This window comes from Paragemmobacter ruber, from assembly GCF_009908315.1.
In the GTDB taxonomy this organism is placed as follows: domain Bacteria; phylum Pseudomonadota; class Alphaproteobacteria; order Rhodobacterales; family Rhodobacteraceae; genus Paragemmobacter; species Paragemmobacter ruber.
In genome coordinates, this window is the sequence record NZ_JAAATW010000002.1 from 160279 (window position 1) to 177049 (window position 16771).

Sequence of the window (16771 nt, forward strand, 5' to 3'; positions counted from 1 at the left end):
AACGGGGAAGCGGCATCATTCGGAATGGCCTGCATCTACCCCCCCCTGCCTATTCCCCCCCTGCCTATTCCCCGTTGTGAAAATATCCTCGGGGGGTGAGGAGCGTCAGCGACGAGGGGGGCAGACGGCCCCCCTTTCCCCGGCGCGCCAAGGACGCTACATCACATGTCAATAAAACGGGGAGTGCGGGGCATGGCCGAGGACGGGATCAACAGCTTCATGACCGGGCCGGACGAGGCCGGGCGGTTCGGCATTTTTGGCGGGCGGTTCGTGTCGGAAACGCTGATGCCGCTGATCCTTGAACTGGAGGAGCGCTACAATTTCGCCAAGACGGACCCGACCTTCTGGGCCGAGATGGACGATCTGTGGAAGCACTATGTGGGCCGCCCCTCGCCTTTGTATTTCGCCGAGCGGATGACGGATCATCTGAGCGGCGCGAAGATCTATATGAAGCGTGACGAGCTGAACCATACCGGCGCGCACAAGATCAACAATGTGCTGGGGCAGATCATCCTGGCCCGGCGCATGGGCAAGACGCGGATCATCGCCGAGACGGGGGCGGGGCAGCATGGGGTGGCCACCGCCACGGTCTGTGCGAAGTTCGGGTTGAAATGCGTGGTCTACATGGGCGCGCATGATGTGGAGCGGCAGGCGCCCAACGTGTTCCGCATGAAGTTGCTCGGGGCGGAAGTGATTCCGGTGACTTCGGGGCGCGGCACGCTGAAGGATGCGATGAATGATGCGCTGCGCGACTGGGTGACCAATGTGCGCGACACCTTCTACTGCATCGGCACGGTGGCGGGGCCGCATCCCTATCCGGCGATGGTGCGCGACTTCCAGTCGATCATCGGTAAGGAGGTGCGCTGGCAACTGGCGGAAGCCGAGGGCGAGGGGCGCCTGCCCGACACGATCATCGCGGCCATCGGCGGCGGGTCCAATGCGATGGGGCTGTTCTATCCCTTCCTTGACGACACAAGCGTGAACATCATCGGCGTGGAGGCGGGCGGCAAGGGCGTGGATGACCGGATGGAGCACTGCGCCAGCCTGACGGGCGGGCGCCCGGGGGTGCTGCATGGCAACCGGACCTATCTGCTGCAGGACCGGGATGGGCAGATCCTTGAGGGCTTCTCGATCTCTGCCGGGCTGGATTATCCGGGGATCGGGCCGGAACATGCGTGGCTGCATGATGTGGGCCGGGCCAAATATGTGAGCATCACCGATGCCGAGGCGCTGGAGGCGTTCCAGCTGTGCTGCAAGCTGGAGGGAATCATTCCGGCGCTGGAGCCGAGCCACGCGCTGGCCCATGTGATGAAGATCGCGCCGACGCTGCCCAGCGACCATATCATCGTGATGAACATGTGCGGACGCGGAGATAAGGACATTTTTACGGTCGCCAAGCATCTGGGCGTGGATATGAAGGTCTGACAGCGGGGGCCGATTCGGCCCGGCGCGCGCCGTGACATGACAGACGCAGAAGGCCCCCGTTGCGCAAGCAGCGGGGGCTTTGTTTTGCCGTGGAAAGGTCACGATTAATAAATCGTTCTATTTCAATGGTTTGCGCATAAACTTGGGTTTATCCGGGGTTATGCGGCGGTCCGGGCTGCGCCTAAACCTGCGGGCAATTCCGCCACAGCACGCGGCATGCAAGACACAGGCTGTCGAGAGGCGGGTTCTTTGGGCTGCGAGGCGCTGCGGAACTTTCGCCATGAAAATGACGGGTTCTGGCCTTGCCGGATCCTGTTTCGTGAAAGATTAATTAACAACCGCGAGTCTGCGGTTTGCCCTAGAGGGGGTAAGGAATGATGGGACGCAAGGTCATGGGGGCGCTGGTTGCCGGCGCGATGGGGGCGACACCGGCCTTGGCCGACGGTTTTTCCGCAGGCATCGTGGAGCAGTTGCAGGCCGAGGGGTTCAAGACCATCTCGCGCGAGCGCACCTGGCTTGGCCGGACGCGCATCACGGCGGAGGGGGAGCTTGGGCATCGCGAGATCGTCATCAATCCCAACAATGGCGAGATCCTGCGTGATCTGTTCGTGGAGGCCAACAACGAGACGGAGGGCGCGACGGCCAGCCTTGGCGATGGCGGGACGACGAGCAGCTTTGGCAAGACGGACGATCTGGGCGAGGATGCGGCAAGTCTGCGCGACAAGTTCACCGACAAGGACTGGGCGGATAACGACTGGGGCGACCGGGGCGATGTCGGCTGGGGGGGCGGCGACGACAAGGGTGGTGAAGGCGGCGGTGAAGGCGGCGAAGGCGGGGATGGTGGCGCGGGCGGCAAGGACAATTGATCCCGCCCGCCTTGGCGGGTGGCCGGTGGCGTGACGCGGAAGTGGGTCATCGGTGGCGTGCTGCTGGTTCAGGCACTGGCTGCCATTTTCTTTGTCTTTGACATTCTGGCGTCGATCCTCGGGATCTACACCCCCCCGGTGCCGTGGGAGATCCGCGAGCTGATGGAGGTGGGGGCGGCGCTTGGCCTTGTGCTGGGCTTCTTCCTCGGGGCGGCGATGCTGCGGCGGATCATCCGGGAACGGAACACCGCGCAGGAGCGGTTGCGGCGCGCGTCTGGCGCCTTCATGGATCTGCTGGAAGAGCGGTTTGCGGAATGGGCGCTGACCCCGGCGGAGCGGGATGTGGCGCTGTTCGCGATCAAAGGGATGTCCACATCCGAGATTGCGGCGCTGCGGGCCACGTCGGAGGGGACCGTGAAGGCGCAGACCAATGCGATCTATCGCAAGGCGGGGGTGAGCGGGCGGCCGCAGCTGCTGTCGTTGTTCATCGACGATCTGATGCGGGACGATGTGACCGATCAGGTGCGCCCGAAATCGGCGGCCTGAGCCGGGCGCGGGTCAACCAGCGGGCAGATCGACGGCGTATTCCTTCAGAATGGACAGGGGCACGATGTCGAGCGTGCGGATATGCGTGGCGGCAAGGCGGACGCGGGGGGCGGCGCCTTCTTCATGCGCCTGATAGAAGCGGGCGGCGCAGAGGCACCAGTGATCGCCGGGCTTGAGCCCCGCAAAGCCGTATTCGGGGCGCGGGGTGGACAGGTCGTTGCCGAGATATTTCGACAGGGCGAGGAATTCCGCCGTCATTTCGGCGCAGACGGTGTGGACGCCGGTATCCATCGGGCCGGTGTCGCAGCAGCCGTTGCGGAAGAAGCCCGTGAGGGGCGCGGTGGAGCAGGTCTCCAGCGGTTGGCCGAGGACGTTGAGCGAGGGTTCTTGCATGCGCGGTCTCCGGTCTGCGGCGGCTGGGGTGCAGGGTAGCGTCATGGGGGCCGATGTCGAGGGCGGGCCGTCCCATGCGCGGCGATTTGCAGCGCGGGGGGGATGGGGTAAGGTCGCGGCATTTGACGGGCTGTTGCAGGGGACGGGCATTGGAAGCGGTCATACTGGGTTTGCTTGCGGTTCTGGCCATTCCGGTGGGTCTGATCGTGCTTTGGGTGCGCGTGTCGGGGATGCGTCGCGAGATCGCGGCGCTGACGCTGCGGCTGACCGATGCCGAGCGGCGGTTGGCGCAGGGCGGGGCGCCCGGGGGCGCGCGGGCCGGGGTGGCAGTGGCGGCGCTGGTGGACGAGGTGGGGCCGTGGCGTGTGGCCGAAACGGTGGTCGCGGAGGCGAACCCGCCAGACGCCGCACCCGTGGCGGAGGTGGCGGAAGCGCCTAACCCGGCCCCTACCGCCGCTGTCGCGCCGACCGAGGCGCCAGAAGCGGCGCGCAGGCCCGCGCCGCCCCTGCCGCCCGCGCCGCGCGGGCCGGGGGTGATCGAGCGTTTCGGGTCGTGGCTGGTGGCGAACTGGGTCTATGCCGTATCGGGCGTGTCGCTGGCCTTGGCCGGTGTGTTTCTGGTGCAATACGGGATGGAGCGCGGCTTTCTGCCGCCCGCGCTGCGTGTGCTGGCGGCGATCGGGTTCGGCCTTGGGCTGATCTATGCGGGCGAGCGGGTGCGGCGGCGGTTCGGCGATGGCGAGGCGTCATCCACCGCCTATCTGCCGTCGGTCTTTTCCGGGGCGGGGCTGGTGTCGATCTTTGCCGCCGTGCTGGCGGCGCGGCAGCTTTATGATCTGATCGGGGCCGAGGTGACCTTTGCCGCGCTGGTGGCGACGGCGGCGGGCGCGGTGGTGCTGGGCTGGTTCCACGGGCCGCTGCTGGCGGCGCTGGGTCTGACCGGGGCGGTGCTGTCGCCGTTCATGGTGGGGGGCAGTTCGGACAGCGTGGATTGGCTGCAGGGCTATTTCCTGCTGGTGGCGGCGGCCGGGCTGGCGGTGGATGCGGTGCGGCGCTGGGCCTGGGTGTCGGGGCTGGCGGTGGCCTTGGCGGCGGGGGCGGGGATGCTGCTGCTGGCGGGCGGCGGCGCGGTTGCGGCCTATCAGATGGCGGTGGCGGTGCTGGCGCTGATGTCGGTGGGCATCCCGGCGCTGCGGCTGTTTCCCGATCATGCGGGGCCCACGGTTCTGCAGGTGTCGCTGATCCTGAAGGGCGGCGGGCGGCCGATCTTTCCGGTGATGCTGGCATGGGTGGTGATGGCCGTGGCGGTGGCTGCGCTGGTGCTGTTCGAGCCGGGGGCGGGCTGGGGGCTGTTGCCCTTTGTGCTGCTGGCGGGGCTGGCTGTCGCGCTGGCGCTGTGGACCGGGGAGGCGCCGGGGTTGCAGGACCTGCCGCTGGTGCCTGCGGCGGGGTTCGTGGCGCTGGTGGCGCTGGCGCCCGAGCGGTGGAGCGAGGTGTTCCGCGCCTTTGAGGCGGCGCTGCAGCGCGCGCCCGAGACGGCGGCGCCATGGACGGTGACGTGGCTTGTGGTGCTGTCGGCGGGGGTGAGTGTCGCGCTGGCCTTTCGTGCCGGGCGGGGGGCGGTGCATCCGGTGATCCTGTCGATCGCGGGGGCGCTGGCCGCGCCGGTGACGGCGCTGGTGCTGGAGCTGACATGGCCGGTGGCGGCGGTGATCGGGGCCTATCCTTGGGCCTTGCAGGTGATGGCGCTGGCGGCGCTTATGGTGGGGTTGGCGATGCGGTTCGCGCGGGCGGATGGCGGCGATCTGCGGCGGGCGGCGCATTTCGGCCTGTCCGCGCTGGCGCTGATCGCGCTGGCGCTGTTCCTGATCCTGTCGAAGGCGGCCTTGTCCTTCGCGCTGGCGGTGCTGGTGGCCGTGGCGGCCGGGCTGGACCGGCGGTTGCGGCTGCCCGAGATGGCGCTGGCGGTGCAGGCGGGGGTGGTGCTTCTGGGCTGGCGGATGGCGGTGGATCCGGGGCTGTTCTGGGCCTTTGATGCGCCGCTGATCGGGGCGGTGGCGGCCTATGTCGGGCCGATCCTCGGGCTTGGGGCGGCGCTGTGGCTGTTGCCGCGCGCGGGGCGAGACGGGGCGCGGGCGTTTGCGGAAAGTGGGATCGCGCTGGCCTTGGTGCTGTTGGCGGATGTGTTGCTGCTGCGCTGGATTTCCGGGGATGTGGGTTACCTGCGCGCCGATGCGCATTGGTCGATGGCGCTGGTGGCGTTGCCGTGGCTGGCGATGGCGCTGGTGCAGTTGTACCGGGTGAAGCTGGGCGGGCGGCTGGCCCTGCTGCGCTATGGGCTGGCGGGTGTGGCTGGGGTGATCTGGGGGCTGGGGATGCTGGTGGCGGTGACGCTGATGAACCCGCTGTTCGGCTTTGACCCGGTGCGCGGGCCGTTGCTGGTGGACAGCCTGTTCGTGGCCTATGGGCTGGCGGGCCTTGTGATCCTGTTGGCGCGGCGGTTCCTGCGGCATCTGCCGCTGTGGCTGCGCCGGGGGCTGGATGGCCTTGGCGTGGCGCTGGTGGCCATCTATGCCGGGCTGGAGATCCGGCGGTTCTGGCGGGGGGATGACCTGTCGGTGCCGGGGACGAGCCAGCCGGAGCTGTACTCCTATACCATCGCGCTGCTGATCGTGGGGGCGGTCCTGCTGTGGCAGGCGATCGCGCGGTCGTCGGTGGGTCTGCGGCGGCTGGCGCTGGGCCTGATCGGGGTTACGGTGGCGAAGGTGTTTCTGGTGGATGCGGCGGGGCTGTCGGGGCTGATGCGGGTGTTTTCCTTCCTTGCGCTGGGCCTGTCGCTGGCGGGGCTGGCCTGGCTGAACCGCTGGGCGGCGCTGCGGGCAGAGGGCGGCGCGGCGAAGTGATCGGGCGCACTGGACCGCATGGCGGCGCGCGTCTATAACGCGCGCCATGATGCAGATATTCGCGATAGTTGCCCGAATTAGCGGCCCGGCGCGCTGAGAAAGCCGCCGGGAGACCCCGCCTGTCGCCTGCGGCACCGTAACGGATGCCGCCGCCCTGCCCGAATGATCGCAAGGACAGCCGCCCATGTGCGCCGAGACCACCGCCACGCCCGATTACCGTTCCACCGTCTTTTTGCCGGAAACCGAATTTCCCATGCGCGCGGGCTTGCCGCAGCGGGAACCCGAATGGCTGGCGCGGTGGGCGCGGATCGGGGTCTATGACCGGCTGCGCGAGAAGGCTGCGGCGGCGAAGGGCACGCGGGCGCCGTTTGTGCTGCATGACGGCCCGCCCTATGCCAACGGGCATCTGCATATCGGCCACGCGCTGAACAAGGTGCTGAAGGATATGGTCGTGCGGTCGCAGCAGATGATGGGCCGCGACGCGCGCTATGTGCCGGGCTGGGATTGCCATGGTCTGCCCATCGAATGGAAGATCGAAGAGCAGTATCGCGCCAAGGGATTGAACAAGGATGACGTCGATGTGGTGGCCTTCCGGCAGGAGTGCCGGAAGTTCGCCGAAGGCTGGATTGATGTGCAGCGCGAGGAGTTCAAGCGGCTGGGGATCACCGGCAACTGGGCCGATCCCTATCTGACGATGGATTACCACGCCGAGGCCGTGATCGCGGATGAGTTCATGCGCTTTGTGATGAACGGGTCGCTTTATCAGGGGTCGAAGCCCGTGATGTGGTCGCCGGTGGAGAAGACGGCGCTGGCGGAAGCGGAGGTGGAGTATCACGATCATACCAGCCACACGATCTGGGTGCGGTTCCCGGTTGTGGCGGCGGCGGATGCGACCTTCACCAAGACGCGGACGGATGTGGTGATCTGGACCACCACGCCTTGGACCATCCCGCAGAACCGAGCGATCAGCTTTGGCCCCGGGATCGGCTACGGGCTTTATGAGATCATCGGGCGGCCTGAGGACAGCACGGCGACCATCGGGCAACGGGTGATCCTTGCCGACAAGCTGGCCGAGGCGACCTTTGCGCAGGCAAAGCTTGCGGGGCCGGATTTCGTGCGGCGGCTGTGCGATGTGGGGGCAGAGGATCTGGCGTCGATGGTGTGCGCCCATCCGTTCCGCGGGGTCGAGGGGGGCGCGGGCGAGTGGGATTTCGACGTGCCGATGCTGCCCGGGGATCACGTCACCGACGATGCCGGGACGGGGTTTGTCCATACCGCGCCGAGCCATGGCGACGACGACTATCAGATGGGGCTGAAGTTCGGCCTGCCGATGACCTATAACGTCGAACCCGATGGCAGCTATCGCGCTGATCTCCCTTTGTTCGGCGGGCAGGCGATCCTGACGGCAGAGGGCAAGGAAGGCCCGGCGAATGTGTCGGTCATCAAGCAGCTGGCCTATTCGGGTGCGCTGTTTGCCAAGGGCAAGCTGCGCCATTCCTATCCCCATTCGTGGCGGTCGAAGGCGCCGCTCATCTTCCGCAACACGCCGCAATGGTTTGTGGCGATCGACCGGGCGCTTGAGGATGGGATGTCCACCCATGGCGAGACGATCCGGCAGCGGGCGCTGAATTCCATCAACCAACTGGTGGAATGGACGCCCGCGACGGGGCGCAACCGGCTGCATTCGATGATCGAGGCGCGGCCCGACTGGGTGCTGTCGCGGCAGCGCGCCTGGGGCGTGCCGCTGACCTGTTTCGTCAAGAAAGGCGCGCGGCCCGATGCGCCCGATTTCCTGCTGCGCAACCCGGAGGTGAACGCCCGGATCAAGGCCGCGTTCGAGGCGGAAGGCGCGGATGTCTGGTATGTGGCGGGCTTCAAGGCGCGGGTTCTGGCGGGGATCGTGGACCCGGACGCCTATGATCAGGTCTTTGACGTGCTGGATGTGTGGTTTGATTCAGGGTCCACCCATGCCTTCGTCCTGCGCGACCGGGCGGATGGCGCGGCGGACGGGATTGCCGATCTGTATCTGGAGGGCACCGACCAGCATCGCGGGTGGTTCCATTCGTCGATGCTGCAGGCCTGCGGGACGAAGGGGCGCGCGCCTTACCGGGGCGTGCTGACGCATGGCTTCACGCTCGACGAGAAGGGCATGAAGATGTCCAAGTCGCTGGGCAATACGGTGGCCCCGCAGGAGGTGATCGACGAATACGGCGCCGATATCCTGCGGCTGTGGGTGGCGCAGTCGGATTACACGGTGGACCTGCGGATCGGGAAGGAGATCCTGAAGGGCGTGGCCGACAGCTATCGCCGCCTGCGCAACACGATGCGGTTCATGCTGGGCAACCTGGCCGGGTTCACCGAGGCCGAGCGGGTGGCGGTGGCCGAGATGCCGGAGCTGGAGCGCTGGGTGCTGCACCGGCTGGCGGAACTGGATGGCGAGGTGCGTGCGGGCTATGCGGCCTATGATTTCCAGGGCGTGTTCCAGAAGCTGTTCGCCTTCTGCACGACGGATCTGTCGGCGCTTTACTTCGATATCCGCAAGGATGTGCTCTATTGCGATGCGCCCGGCAGCCTGCGGCGGCGGGCGGCGCGGACGGTGCTGGACCTGATCTTCCACCGGCTGACGACATGGCTGGCGCCGATCCTCGTCTTCACGATGGAGGATGTGTGGCTGTCGCGCTTCCCGGGCGAGGGGGAGTCGGTCCATCTGCAGGATATCCCCGAGACGCCGGGCGCTTGGCTGGATGCGGCGCTGGCGGCGAAGTGGGAGCGTATCCGTGCGGCGCGCCGGGTGGTGACGGGCGCGCTGGAGGTGCAGCGTGTGGCCAAGGTGATCGGCGCCTCGCTGGAGGCGGCCCCGGTCGTGCATGTGGATGCGGCGACGGCGGCGCTGTTGCAGGGCGTCGATTTCGCGGGCGTCTGCATCACGTCGGATATCGCGGTGGTGACGGAGCCCGCGCCGGAAGGGGCCTTCACGCTGGCGGATGTGCCGGGGGTGGCGGTGGTCTTCCGGGCCGCGCCGGGCGAGAAATGCGAACGCTGCTGGCAGGTCCTGCCGGATGTGGGAACGCATGCGCATCCGGGCGTCTGCGCGCGCTGTGACGGGGCGCTCGCGTAGGATGGGCAATACTGCCCATCCTACGGATGCGGCAATTGCGGCGGTCCTGACGGACCTTGCGCTGCGGCGGGGCCGGGGCAAAAGCTTTTGCCCGTCGGAGGCGGCCAAGGCGCTGGCCGCGGATTGGCGGCCCCTCATGGGCGAGGTGCGGCGCGTGGCGGCGGGGCATCCGGATGTGGTGGCCACGCAGAATGGCGTGCCGGTGGACCCGGTGGCGGCACGGGGGCCGATCCGGTTGACGCTGCGGGACAGTCCGGCGCAGTGATCCCGGCTTAGGGCCAGATCCGTTGCGAGATAGGGCCAGATCGCGGAACGCTGCTTTGCGGCTTGCCCTCGTGCAGCCGGAGGATTAGCCGTTTCGTAACGATTTCATGACAGGTGTCCGGTGACTTTCGGCGTCTTTCTGGCGGTTCTGGCGGCGGCCTTCCTGCACGCCTTGTGGAATGCGCTGATCAAGGTGGGCACGTCCAAGGCGGGCGGGATGGTGATCCTGTCGATTGCCGAGATCCCCATCGGATTGACGATCGCGATGTTCTGTCCTTGGCCCAAGCCGGAGGTGTGGTGGTGGATCCTCGCCTCGGGCTGCACGCATTTCTGCTACAAGTCCTTCCTCGTCTTCGCCTATGAGCGGGGGGATCTGAGCCGGGTCTATCCGATCGCGCGGGGGGCGGCGCCGATGGTGGTGGCGCTGGTCGGGGCTTTCACGCTGGCCGATGCGATCAGCACGCGGGAATATCTGGGGATCGCGGTGCTGGGCGCGGGCATCCTCTTGATGGCGCGGGGGGTTTTCACGCGGGGTGAGGATCGGCGGCTTTTGCCCTTTGCGCTGGGGTCGGCCTGCGCCACCGCGACCTATACGATGATTGACGGGCTGGGGGCGCGGGTTTCGGGCGATGCGGTGGCCTATGTGGCCTGGGTCTTTGTGGCGGATGGGCTGATCTTTACCACGGGAATGCTGCTCTGGAAGGGCGCGGGCGTGATCCCGCGGGACGGCCGCGCCTGGGGGTTGGCGACCTTCGCCTCGGCTGCGTCCTATGGGGCTTATGCGGTATCGGTCTGGGCGATGACGGTGGCGCCCCTGGCGGTGGTGGCGGCGTTGCGCGAGACGTCGATCCTGTTTGCGGTGCTGATCGGCTGGCTGGCCTTTGGCGAGAAGATGGGGGTAGAAAAGGCCGTGGCGGCGCTGGTGATCGTGGCCGGGGTGGTGCTGACGCGACTTTAGGCGATCCGGGGCTTCCGGCGGATGCTGTTCGTGGGAAGGGTTTTTCCGCAGGGCATCCGGCAGAGGCAGCGCGTCCTGCCGGGTCAGGTGACCCGGTCGATGTTGCGGTCGGGGATGATCTGCTGGGCGATGCCTGCGAAGGTGAGGTAGAGCGAGGTGATCACCAGCCCCCAATGCGCCCAGCTTTGCGGGTTGAAATCCACCCATGCCGCCCAGCCTGCGAAGAACACCCAGCCGAGCGCCATGGGCAGCGTGACAAGGCGCCAGCGCGCGGTGCGCACGGGGTGGACGAATTTCAGCGGCGTGAACATGCCCACCGTCAGCGCCACGACCACGATCAGGCTGACCCACCAGGCCGGATGCAGGGCGAAGAGGACGAGGATGACCATGTTCCAGCAGGCGGGAAAGCCGGAGAAGGATTTATCCTTCGTCTTCATCCGCGTGTCGGCGAAATAGACTACCGAGCCATAGACGATGGCGATGATGGCGAACCAGCCGGTCCAGCCCGGCAGCAGGCCGGATTTGAACAGGGCATAGGCCGGGATGAAGACATAGGTCAGGTAATCTACGATCAGGTCCATCAGGACGCCGTCATAGGTGGGCCAGTTTTTTGTCACGTCGTAGCGGCGGGCGAGGGGGCCGTCGATCCCATCCACCAGCAGCGCCACGACAAGCCAGAGGAACATCAGGCTCCACTGTTCCTGCACGGCGGCGAGCATGGCGAACATCGACAGCACAGCGCCGGTCGCGGTGAGGAGGTGAACGCCGAGGGCCTTGAAACGAATATCCATCGTCTTGGTTTGCCCCGAAATGGCGCCCCGTGCAATCGCCTCAGGCGCGGGGGTGCGCCTTTTCGTAAACTTCCATCAATCGGGCGGCGTCAACGGCGGTATATGCCTGCGTTGTGGACAGGGAGGCGTGGCCCAAGAGTTCCTGGATCGCGCGCAGGTCGCCGCCGGCCGACAGAAGGTGGGTGGCAAAGCTGTGGCGGAGCGCGTGGGGGGTGGCGGTGGCGGGCAGGCCGAGCTGCATCCGCGTCTTTTCCATCACCAGCGCGATGAGACGGGGGTTGAGCGCGCCACCGCGCGCGCCGCGGAAGAGCGGTTCGTGGCGCGACAGGGGATGGGGGCAGAGGCGGACGTAGCGGGCGACGGCGTCGCGGGCGGCGGGCAGGACGGGGACGAGGCGCGTCTTGCCGCCCTTGCCGGTGATGCGCAGCGTGTCGGGGAGGGGGTGGTCGGCCCCGGTGAGACTCAGCGCCTCGGAGATTCGCAGGCCGCAGCCGTAGAGGAGGGTGACGACGGCGGTGTCGCGGGCGGCGATCCAGTCTTCGCGGGCTTGGTCGCCCACGGTTTCCAGCATGGCGCGGGCGCCATCTTCGGACAGGGGGCGGGGGAGTTTGCGGCGGTGTTTGGGGCCGCGGGTGGACAGGATGGCGGTGGCGTCAACGCCGTCGCGATCTGCTGCCCAGGCGGTGAAGCCTTTGACGGCGGATAGCGCGCGGGCCAGCGAGCGGGCCTGCAGGCCGCGCGCGCGTTCATGCGCCATCCAGGCGCGGATGTCCTGTTGCGGCAGGCTGGCCAGGGCGGCGGTGCCTGCTGTCCCGCCGCGATGGGTGGAGAGAAAGGCGAGGAACCGCGTCACGTCGCGCGCATAGGCGGTGATCGTGTTGGCGGCGGCCCCGTCCAGCGCGCGCAGATGGGTGAGCCAGCGTTCCAGCGCGTCGCGCTCTTGCGGCGAGAGGAGGGTCGTCATGACAGCCAGCGGCGCATGGTCCGTTCGAAGACGCCCGCGAAGAAGGCCAGCAGGTCGGTGCCATGGGTGGGTTTGAACTGGTGCGGGTCTTCGGCGCCAAGGACCAGCATCCCGGGCAGGCGGCCCGTTCCGAAATCGAGGCGCATCAGCGCCTCGGACCGGATCCAGCCGGCGCGTTCGCCGTAAAGATCATCCGTGTCGGGCTGGACCTGCCGCAGGACAACGGGGCGCATCGGCACGTTGCGGCCGCCCGCGAGGTAGCTGGTCACGAAGCCCGGTTCGGCCACAAACAGCACATCGCCCAGCTTGCGCAGGAGGGCGGGGCTGTCCTCGGGCTGCACGCTTTCCAAGACGAGGCGGACGCAATCCACGCGCAGGGTGGCGGCCACGTCGGTGGCGAGGGTTTTCAGGAAATCCTCGAAGCTGAGCGGGTCGAGCATTTGCAGGATCGCGCGGTGCACCTGATTGGTGCCTGCGAGGTTTTCGTAAGCGGCGGCGATGACGGAGCGATGGGTGTCTTCCAGCCGGTCAAGCCGCGCCTCGAGCCGTTCCATCGCGATGCCGCGCAGATCGACGATGTTCGATCCCATCGCACGCTCATTCGCGGCGATGAGGGCGTTCATCACGTCGCGGTCTTCCAGCAGAAGTTCCGGCTCTGACAGGAGCCGGTCACGCAGGTCAGGTTCGATCATGTAATGTCACTGCCCGTTTCTTATGGGTGATTTGCCGGGCAGTGTAGCAGAAGATCAAAGGATCTTCTGCCCCGTTTTTGCCCAGTCCTTCATGAACTGATCCAGCCCCTTGTCGGTAAGGACATGCGAGGCCATGCCCTTGATGACGGCGGGCGGCGCGGTCATCACGTCGGCGCCGATCAGGGCGCATTGGGTGACGTGGTTCGCGGTGCGGACGGAGGCGGCGAGGATCTGGGTTTCAAAGCCGTAATTGTCATAGATCGTGCGGATGTCGCCGATCAGTTCCAGCCCGTCGAGGTTGATGTCATCCAGCCGCCCGATGAAGGGGGAGATGAAGGTGGCGCCGGCCTTGGCGGCGAGAAGCGCCTGATTGGCCGAGAAGCAGAGGGTGACGTTGACCATCTTGCCTTCGCCCGACAGGACCTTGCAGGTTTTCAGGCCATCCCACGTCAGCGGCACCTTGACGGCGATGTTCGGCGCGATCTCGGCCAGCTTGCGGCCTTCGGCGATCATGTCTTCGGCCTTGAGGGCCACGACCTCGGCCGAGACGGGACCCGAGACGATGGAGCAGATTTCGCGCGTCACCTCGATGATGTCGCGGCCGGATTTCAGGATCAGCGACGGGTTGGTGGTGACGCCGTCCACCATGCCAAGGTCGTTGAGTTCGGCAATGGCTTCGACATCGGCGGTGTCCACAAAGAATTTCATCGGCGCGGTCCTTATGGGTTGCGGGGCTTCGGGGGCGGGTTTACCCCAAAGGCATGGCGGGCGAAAGACATATGCGGGGGCTGACCGGTGCATGACCGGACCTATCCGGAGGGGGCGCTGGTCGGGGTGCTGACGACCGAGCCCTTGGGGCGCGTGCTGGATTACCGCGCGCCGGAAGGGGGCTGCGGCGACGGGGATTTCGTCGAGGTGCCGCTGGGGCCGCGCCGGGTGCTGGGCGTGGTCTGGGGGCCGGGGCGCGGGGATTGGGATATTGCCAAGGTGCGCGCGGTGGGGCGCGTGCTGGAGGCGCCGCCGATGCGGGCGGAGTTGCGCGCCTTTCTGGGACGGGCGGCCGATTACACGCTGACGCCCCTGCCGCAGATGCTGCGCTTGGCCACCCGCGCGCCGGGCTTGATGGAGGGGGCGGCGCTGCGGCGGGTCTACCGTCTGGGCGGGGTGGTGCCCAACCAGTTGACCGATGCGCGGCATCGGGTGGTGGAGGCTTTGCGCGCGTTTCAAGGCGCGCCGATGACCTTGGGGGAGCTTGCGGAAGAGGCGGGGTGCGGGACATCGGTCATCAAGGGGCTGGTGAAGCTGGGGGTGGTGGTGGAGGAAGAGGCGCCGCGCGATCTGCCTTTTCCGCCCCTGGACCCTCGGGGCGGGCCCGCGTTGCAGGGTGATCAGGTCGCGGCGGCGGATGCGCTTGTCGCGGCGGTGGCGGCGGGGGAGTATTCCACGACGCTGCTGAAGGGGGTGACTGGGTCGGGCAAGACAGAGGTCTATCTGGAGGCGGTGGCGGAATGTCTGCGCGCGGGGCGGCAGGCGCTGGTGCTGCTGCCGGAGATCGCGCTGACGGCGGAATTCCTGAAACGGGTGGAGGCGCGGTTCGGGGCGCGGCCTGCGGAATGGCATTCCGGCGTCACGATGACCGAGCGGCGGCGCGTCTGGAAGATGGTGGCGACGGGGGGCGCGTCGGTGGTGGTGGGGGCGCGGTCGGCCTTGTTCCTGCCCTATCAGCGGCTGGGGCTGATCGTCGTCGATGAGGAACATGATACCTCCTACAAGCAGGAGGAGGGTGTGCTTTATAACGCGCGCGACATGGGCGTCTTGCGGGCGTCGATCGTGGGTTGCCCGGTGGTGCTGGCCAGCGCGACGCCGTCGCTGGAGACCTGGGCGAATGTCGAGGCGGGGAAGTATGGGCGGCTGGACCTGAGCGCGCGGTTCGGTGCGGCGGAGATGCCCGAGATGCGGGCCATCGACATGCGGGCCGAAAAGCTGCCAGCGGATCGCTGGGTGAGCGAGTCTCTGGCGGGGCAGGTGGCGGCGCGGGTGGCGGCGGGGGAACAGGCGATGCTGTTCCTGAACCGGCGCGGCTATGCGCCGGTGACGCTGTGCCGGGCCTGCGGGCATCAGGTGGGATGTGACCATTGCGACGCGCGGATGGTGGAGCATCGGTTCCAGAAGCGGCTGGTCTGCCATCAATGCGGGGCGACGAAGCCGGTTCCCGTGGCCTGCCCGGCCTGCGGGGTGGAGGGGCGGATGGCCGCCGTGGGGCCGGGGGTGGAGCGGCTGGCCGAGGAGGTGGCGGCGCGTTTCCCCGAGGCGCGGGTGGCGGTGCTGTCGTCTGATCTGTTCGGGTCGGCGCGGGCGCTGAAGGCGCAGATCGAGGCGATCGCGGGGGGCGAGGCCGATATCATTATCGGCACGCAGATCGTGGCGAAGGGGCATAACTTTCCGCTGCTGACGCTGGTCGGCGTGATTGATGCGGATCTCGGGCTGCAGGGATCGGATCTGCGGGCGGCAGAGCGGACGTTTCAGCTGATGCGGCAGGTGGCGGGGCGCGCGGGGCGGGCCGAGGGGCGCAAGGGCGTGGCGCTGCTGCAGACGCATCAGCCGGAGCATCCCGTGATCCGTGCGATTCTGGGGGGCGATGAAGAGGCCTTCTGGCGGGCCGAGGCGGCGGAGCGGCGGGCGGCGGGGGTGCCGCCTTACGGGCGGATGGCGGGGATCATCCTGTCGTCGCCTGATGTGGCACAGGTTTTTGATTTTGCGGGTGAACTGGCGCGGCGCGACGGGCCGTTGCGGCGCGTGGGGGCGCAGGTCTTTGGCCCCGCGCCCGCGCCCATCGCGCGGGTCCGGGGGCGGCACCGGGTGCGGCTTCTGGTGAAGGCCGAGAAGGGCGTGGCCTTGCAGGCGGCGCTGGCGGACTGGGTGGCGCAGCTGAAGCCGCCCGCCAACCTGCGGCTGGCCATCGACATTGATCCGCAGAGCTTTTTGTAAATCGCGCGCGTGACGGACGGGCGGCGCGCATCGGGGAAAGGGCGCTGCGCGCGGCGGCCCGCCATGCGGGGCCGCATGGGCCTATGGACCATTAGAGGGATTTCGCAAAATCACGAATCGCCCAATATGTCGCCACAAGTCTGCCAAATCATTGAGGGACAAGGATTAAGAAAGCTTGAAATGGCTGTTGCCCGGGGCGCGCCCGGGTGGGCCGGGGGTGGGAATGATGTCGGGGATCAGACGCTGGGTGGTGGTTGCGGTCGCGGGGCTGTGCTTGGCCATGCCCGGCATGGCGCTGGCGCAGGCGGTGACCGAGGAGCAGATGGTCGCGCGGCTGGAGGCGCAGGGGTTTACCGTGGTCGAGACCGGGACCACGCTTCTGGGGCGTGTCAGGATCACGGCCGAGGGCGTGCTGGGGACGCGGGAAGTGGTGTTGAACCCCCGCAACGGCAAGGTGTTGCGCGATATCATCATTGATGCGACGCCGCATGTTGCGCCTGCGCCGGTCGCTGTCTTGCCGCCCGTGCCGGAACCGCCTGTCGCGGCGGCGGCGGCTGTGACATCCCCTGTGCCGACACCCGCGACTGCGCCCGCAACTGCGCCCGCGACTGGGCCCGTGGGCGAGGCCGCGCCGGCGGCGGCCGATCCGGCCCCGGCGGATGCCCATGCGACGGATGTGAGCCGGTCCGCCACGTCGCCTGCGGATGGTGCAGGGCCTGCGGCGGGGGCCGATGCGCCCGACAGCGCGGCCGCCGCACCGGCAAGCGAATAGCGCCCCCCCGGGGAGCGGTGCGCGCGGGTGGGCTGTCGCCGCGCGCAATGTGTCGGTGACAAGTTTTGACTGTCCTGCCGCCCGCAAGGGG

14 protein-coding genes are annotated in these 16771 nt (G+C 67.7%); 9 read left to right on the forward strand and 5 right to left on the reverse strand.

From position 1 onward, the window contains the following. Positions 1-192: 192 nt before the first annotated feature. From trpB to GU920_RS09210, 3 genes are all read left to right on the forward strand, one after another. Entirely contained in the window at positions 193-1425 is a 1233-nt protein-coding gene (trpB, locus tag GU920_RS09200; RefSeq protein WP_161766735.1) for a tryptophan synthase subunit beta, read from the forward strand. Positions 1426-1799: 374 nt separating this feature from the next. After that, positions 1800-2291 carry a hypothetical protein gene (locus tag GU920_RS09205; RefSeq protein ID WP_161766736.1) on the forward strand — a complete coding sequence of 164 codons (492 nt, stop codon included), beginning with the start codon at positions 1800-1802 and terminating at the stop codon, positions 2289-2291. 30 nt (positions 2292-2321) lie between these two features. After that, on the forward strand, positions 2322-2837 hold the full coding sequence (locus GU920_RS09210) for a helix-turn-helix transcriptional regulator (protein ID WP_161766737.1): 516 nt from the start codon (positions 2322-2324) through the stop codon (positions 2835-2837). A gap of 12 nt (positions 2838-2849) precedes the next feature. Here GU920_RS09210 and GU920_RS09215 read toward each other — a convergent pair whose 3' ends face one another. Next, entirely contained in the window at positions 2850-3230 is a 381-nt protein-coding gene (locus GU920_RS09215) for a DUF2237 family protein (protein ID WP_161766738.1), read from the reverse strand. A 149-nt stretch (positions 3231-3379) separates the two neighbouring features. On the opposite strand from GU920_RS09215, the gene GU920_RS09220 reads away from it, so the two are divergent. The 4 genes from GU920_RS09220 (at position 3380) to GU920_RS09235 (ending at position 10473) form a co-directional block, all read left to right on the forward strand. Beyond that, positions 3380-6133, forward strand: coding sequence for a DUF2339 domain-containing protein (locus GU920_RS09220; RefSeq protein ID WP_161766739.1), 2754 nt, complete (start codon positions 3380-3382; stop codon positions 6131-6133). A gap of 184 nt (positions 6134-6317) precedes the next feature. Next, the gene (ileS, locus tag GU920_RS09225) at positions 6318-9251 is read left to right on the forward strand and encodes an isoleucine--tRNA ligase (protein WP_161766740.1); all 2934 of its coding nucleotides are present in this window, start codon (positions 6318-6320) and stop codon (positions 9249-9251) included. 1 nt (position 9252) lies between these two features. Then, a complete protein-coding gene (locus GU920_RS09230) occupies positions 9253-9516 on the forward strand; it encodes a DUF3253 domain-containing protein (RefSeq protein WP_161766741.1) in 264 nt (87 codons plus the stop codon). 120 nt (positions 9517-9636) lie between these two features. Further along, a complete protein-coding gene (locus tag GU920_RS09235) occupies positions 9637-10473 on the forward strand; it encodes an EamA family transporter (protein ID WP_161766742.1) in 837 nt (278 codons plus the stop codon). An 83-nt stretch (positions 10474-10556) separates the two neighbouring features. Here GU920_RS09235 and GU920_RS09240 read toward each other — a convergent pair whose 3' ends face one another. Genes GU920_RS09240 through fsa form a run of 4 tightly spaced genes read right to left on the reverse strand, consistent with a single transcriptional unit; the run spans position 10557 to position 13628 of the window. Next, entirely contained in the window at positions 10557-11264 is a 708-nt protein-coding gene (locus tag GU920_RS09240; RefSeq protein WP_161766743.1) for a CDP-alcohol phosphatidyltransferase family protein, read from the reverse strand. Between the two features lie 40 nt (positions 11265-11304). Then, complete coding sequence (locus GU920_RS09245) at positions 11305-12228, reverse strand: tyrosine recombinase XerC (RefSeq protein WP_161766744.1); 924 nt, start codon at positions 12226-12228, stop codon at positions 11305-11307. Further along, positions 12225-12920, reverse strand: coding sequence for a DUF484 family protein (locus GU920_RS09250; RefSeq protein WP_161766745.1), 696 nt, complete (start codon positions 12918-12920; stop codon positions 12225-12227). Before GU920_RS09250 ends, GU920_RS09245 begins: the two co-directional genes overlap by 4 nt. A gap of 54 nt (positions 12921-12974) precedes the next feature. Continuing rightward, positions 12975-13628 (reverse strand): fructose-6-phosphate aldolase, encoded by a 654-nt coding sequence (gene fsa / locus GU920_RS09255; protein ID WP_161766746.1) that lies wholly within the window; start codon positions 13626-13628, stop codon positions 12975-12977. An 87-nt stretch (positions 13629-13715) separates the two neighbouring features. Between fsa and GU920_RS09260 the strand changes: the two genes are divergently transcribed. Then, complete coding sequence (locus GU920_RS09260; RefSeq protein WP_161766747.1) at positions 13716-15908, forward strand: primosomal protein N'; 2193 nt, start codon at positions 13716-13718, stop codon at positions 15906-15908. 226 nt (positions 15909-16134) lie between these two features. Beyond that, entirely contained in the window at positions 16135-16680 is a 546-nt protein-coding gene (locus tag GU920_RS09265; protein WP_235933202.1) for a PepSY domain-containing protein, read from the forward strand. Positions 16681-16771: the final 91 nt, after the last annotated feature.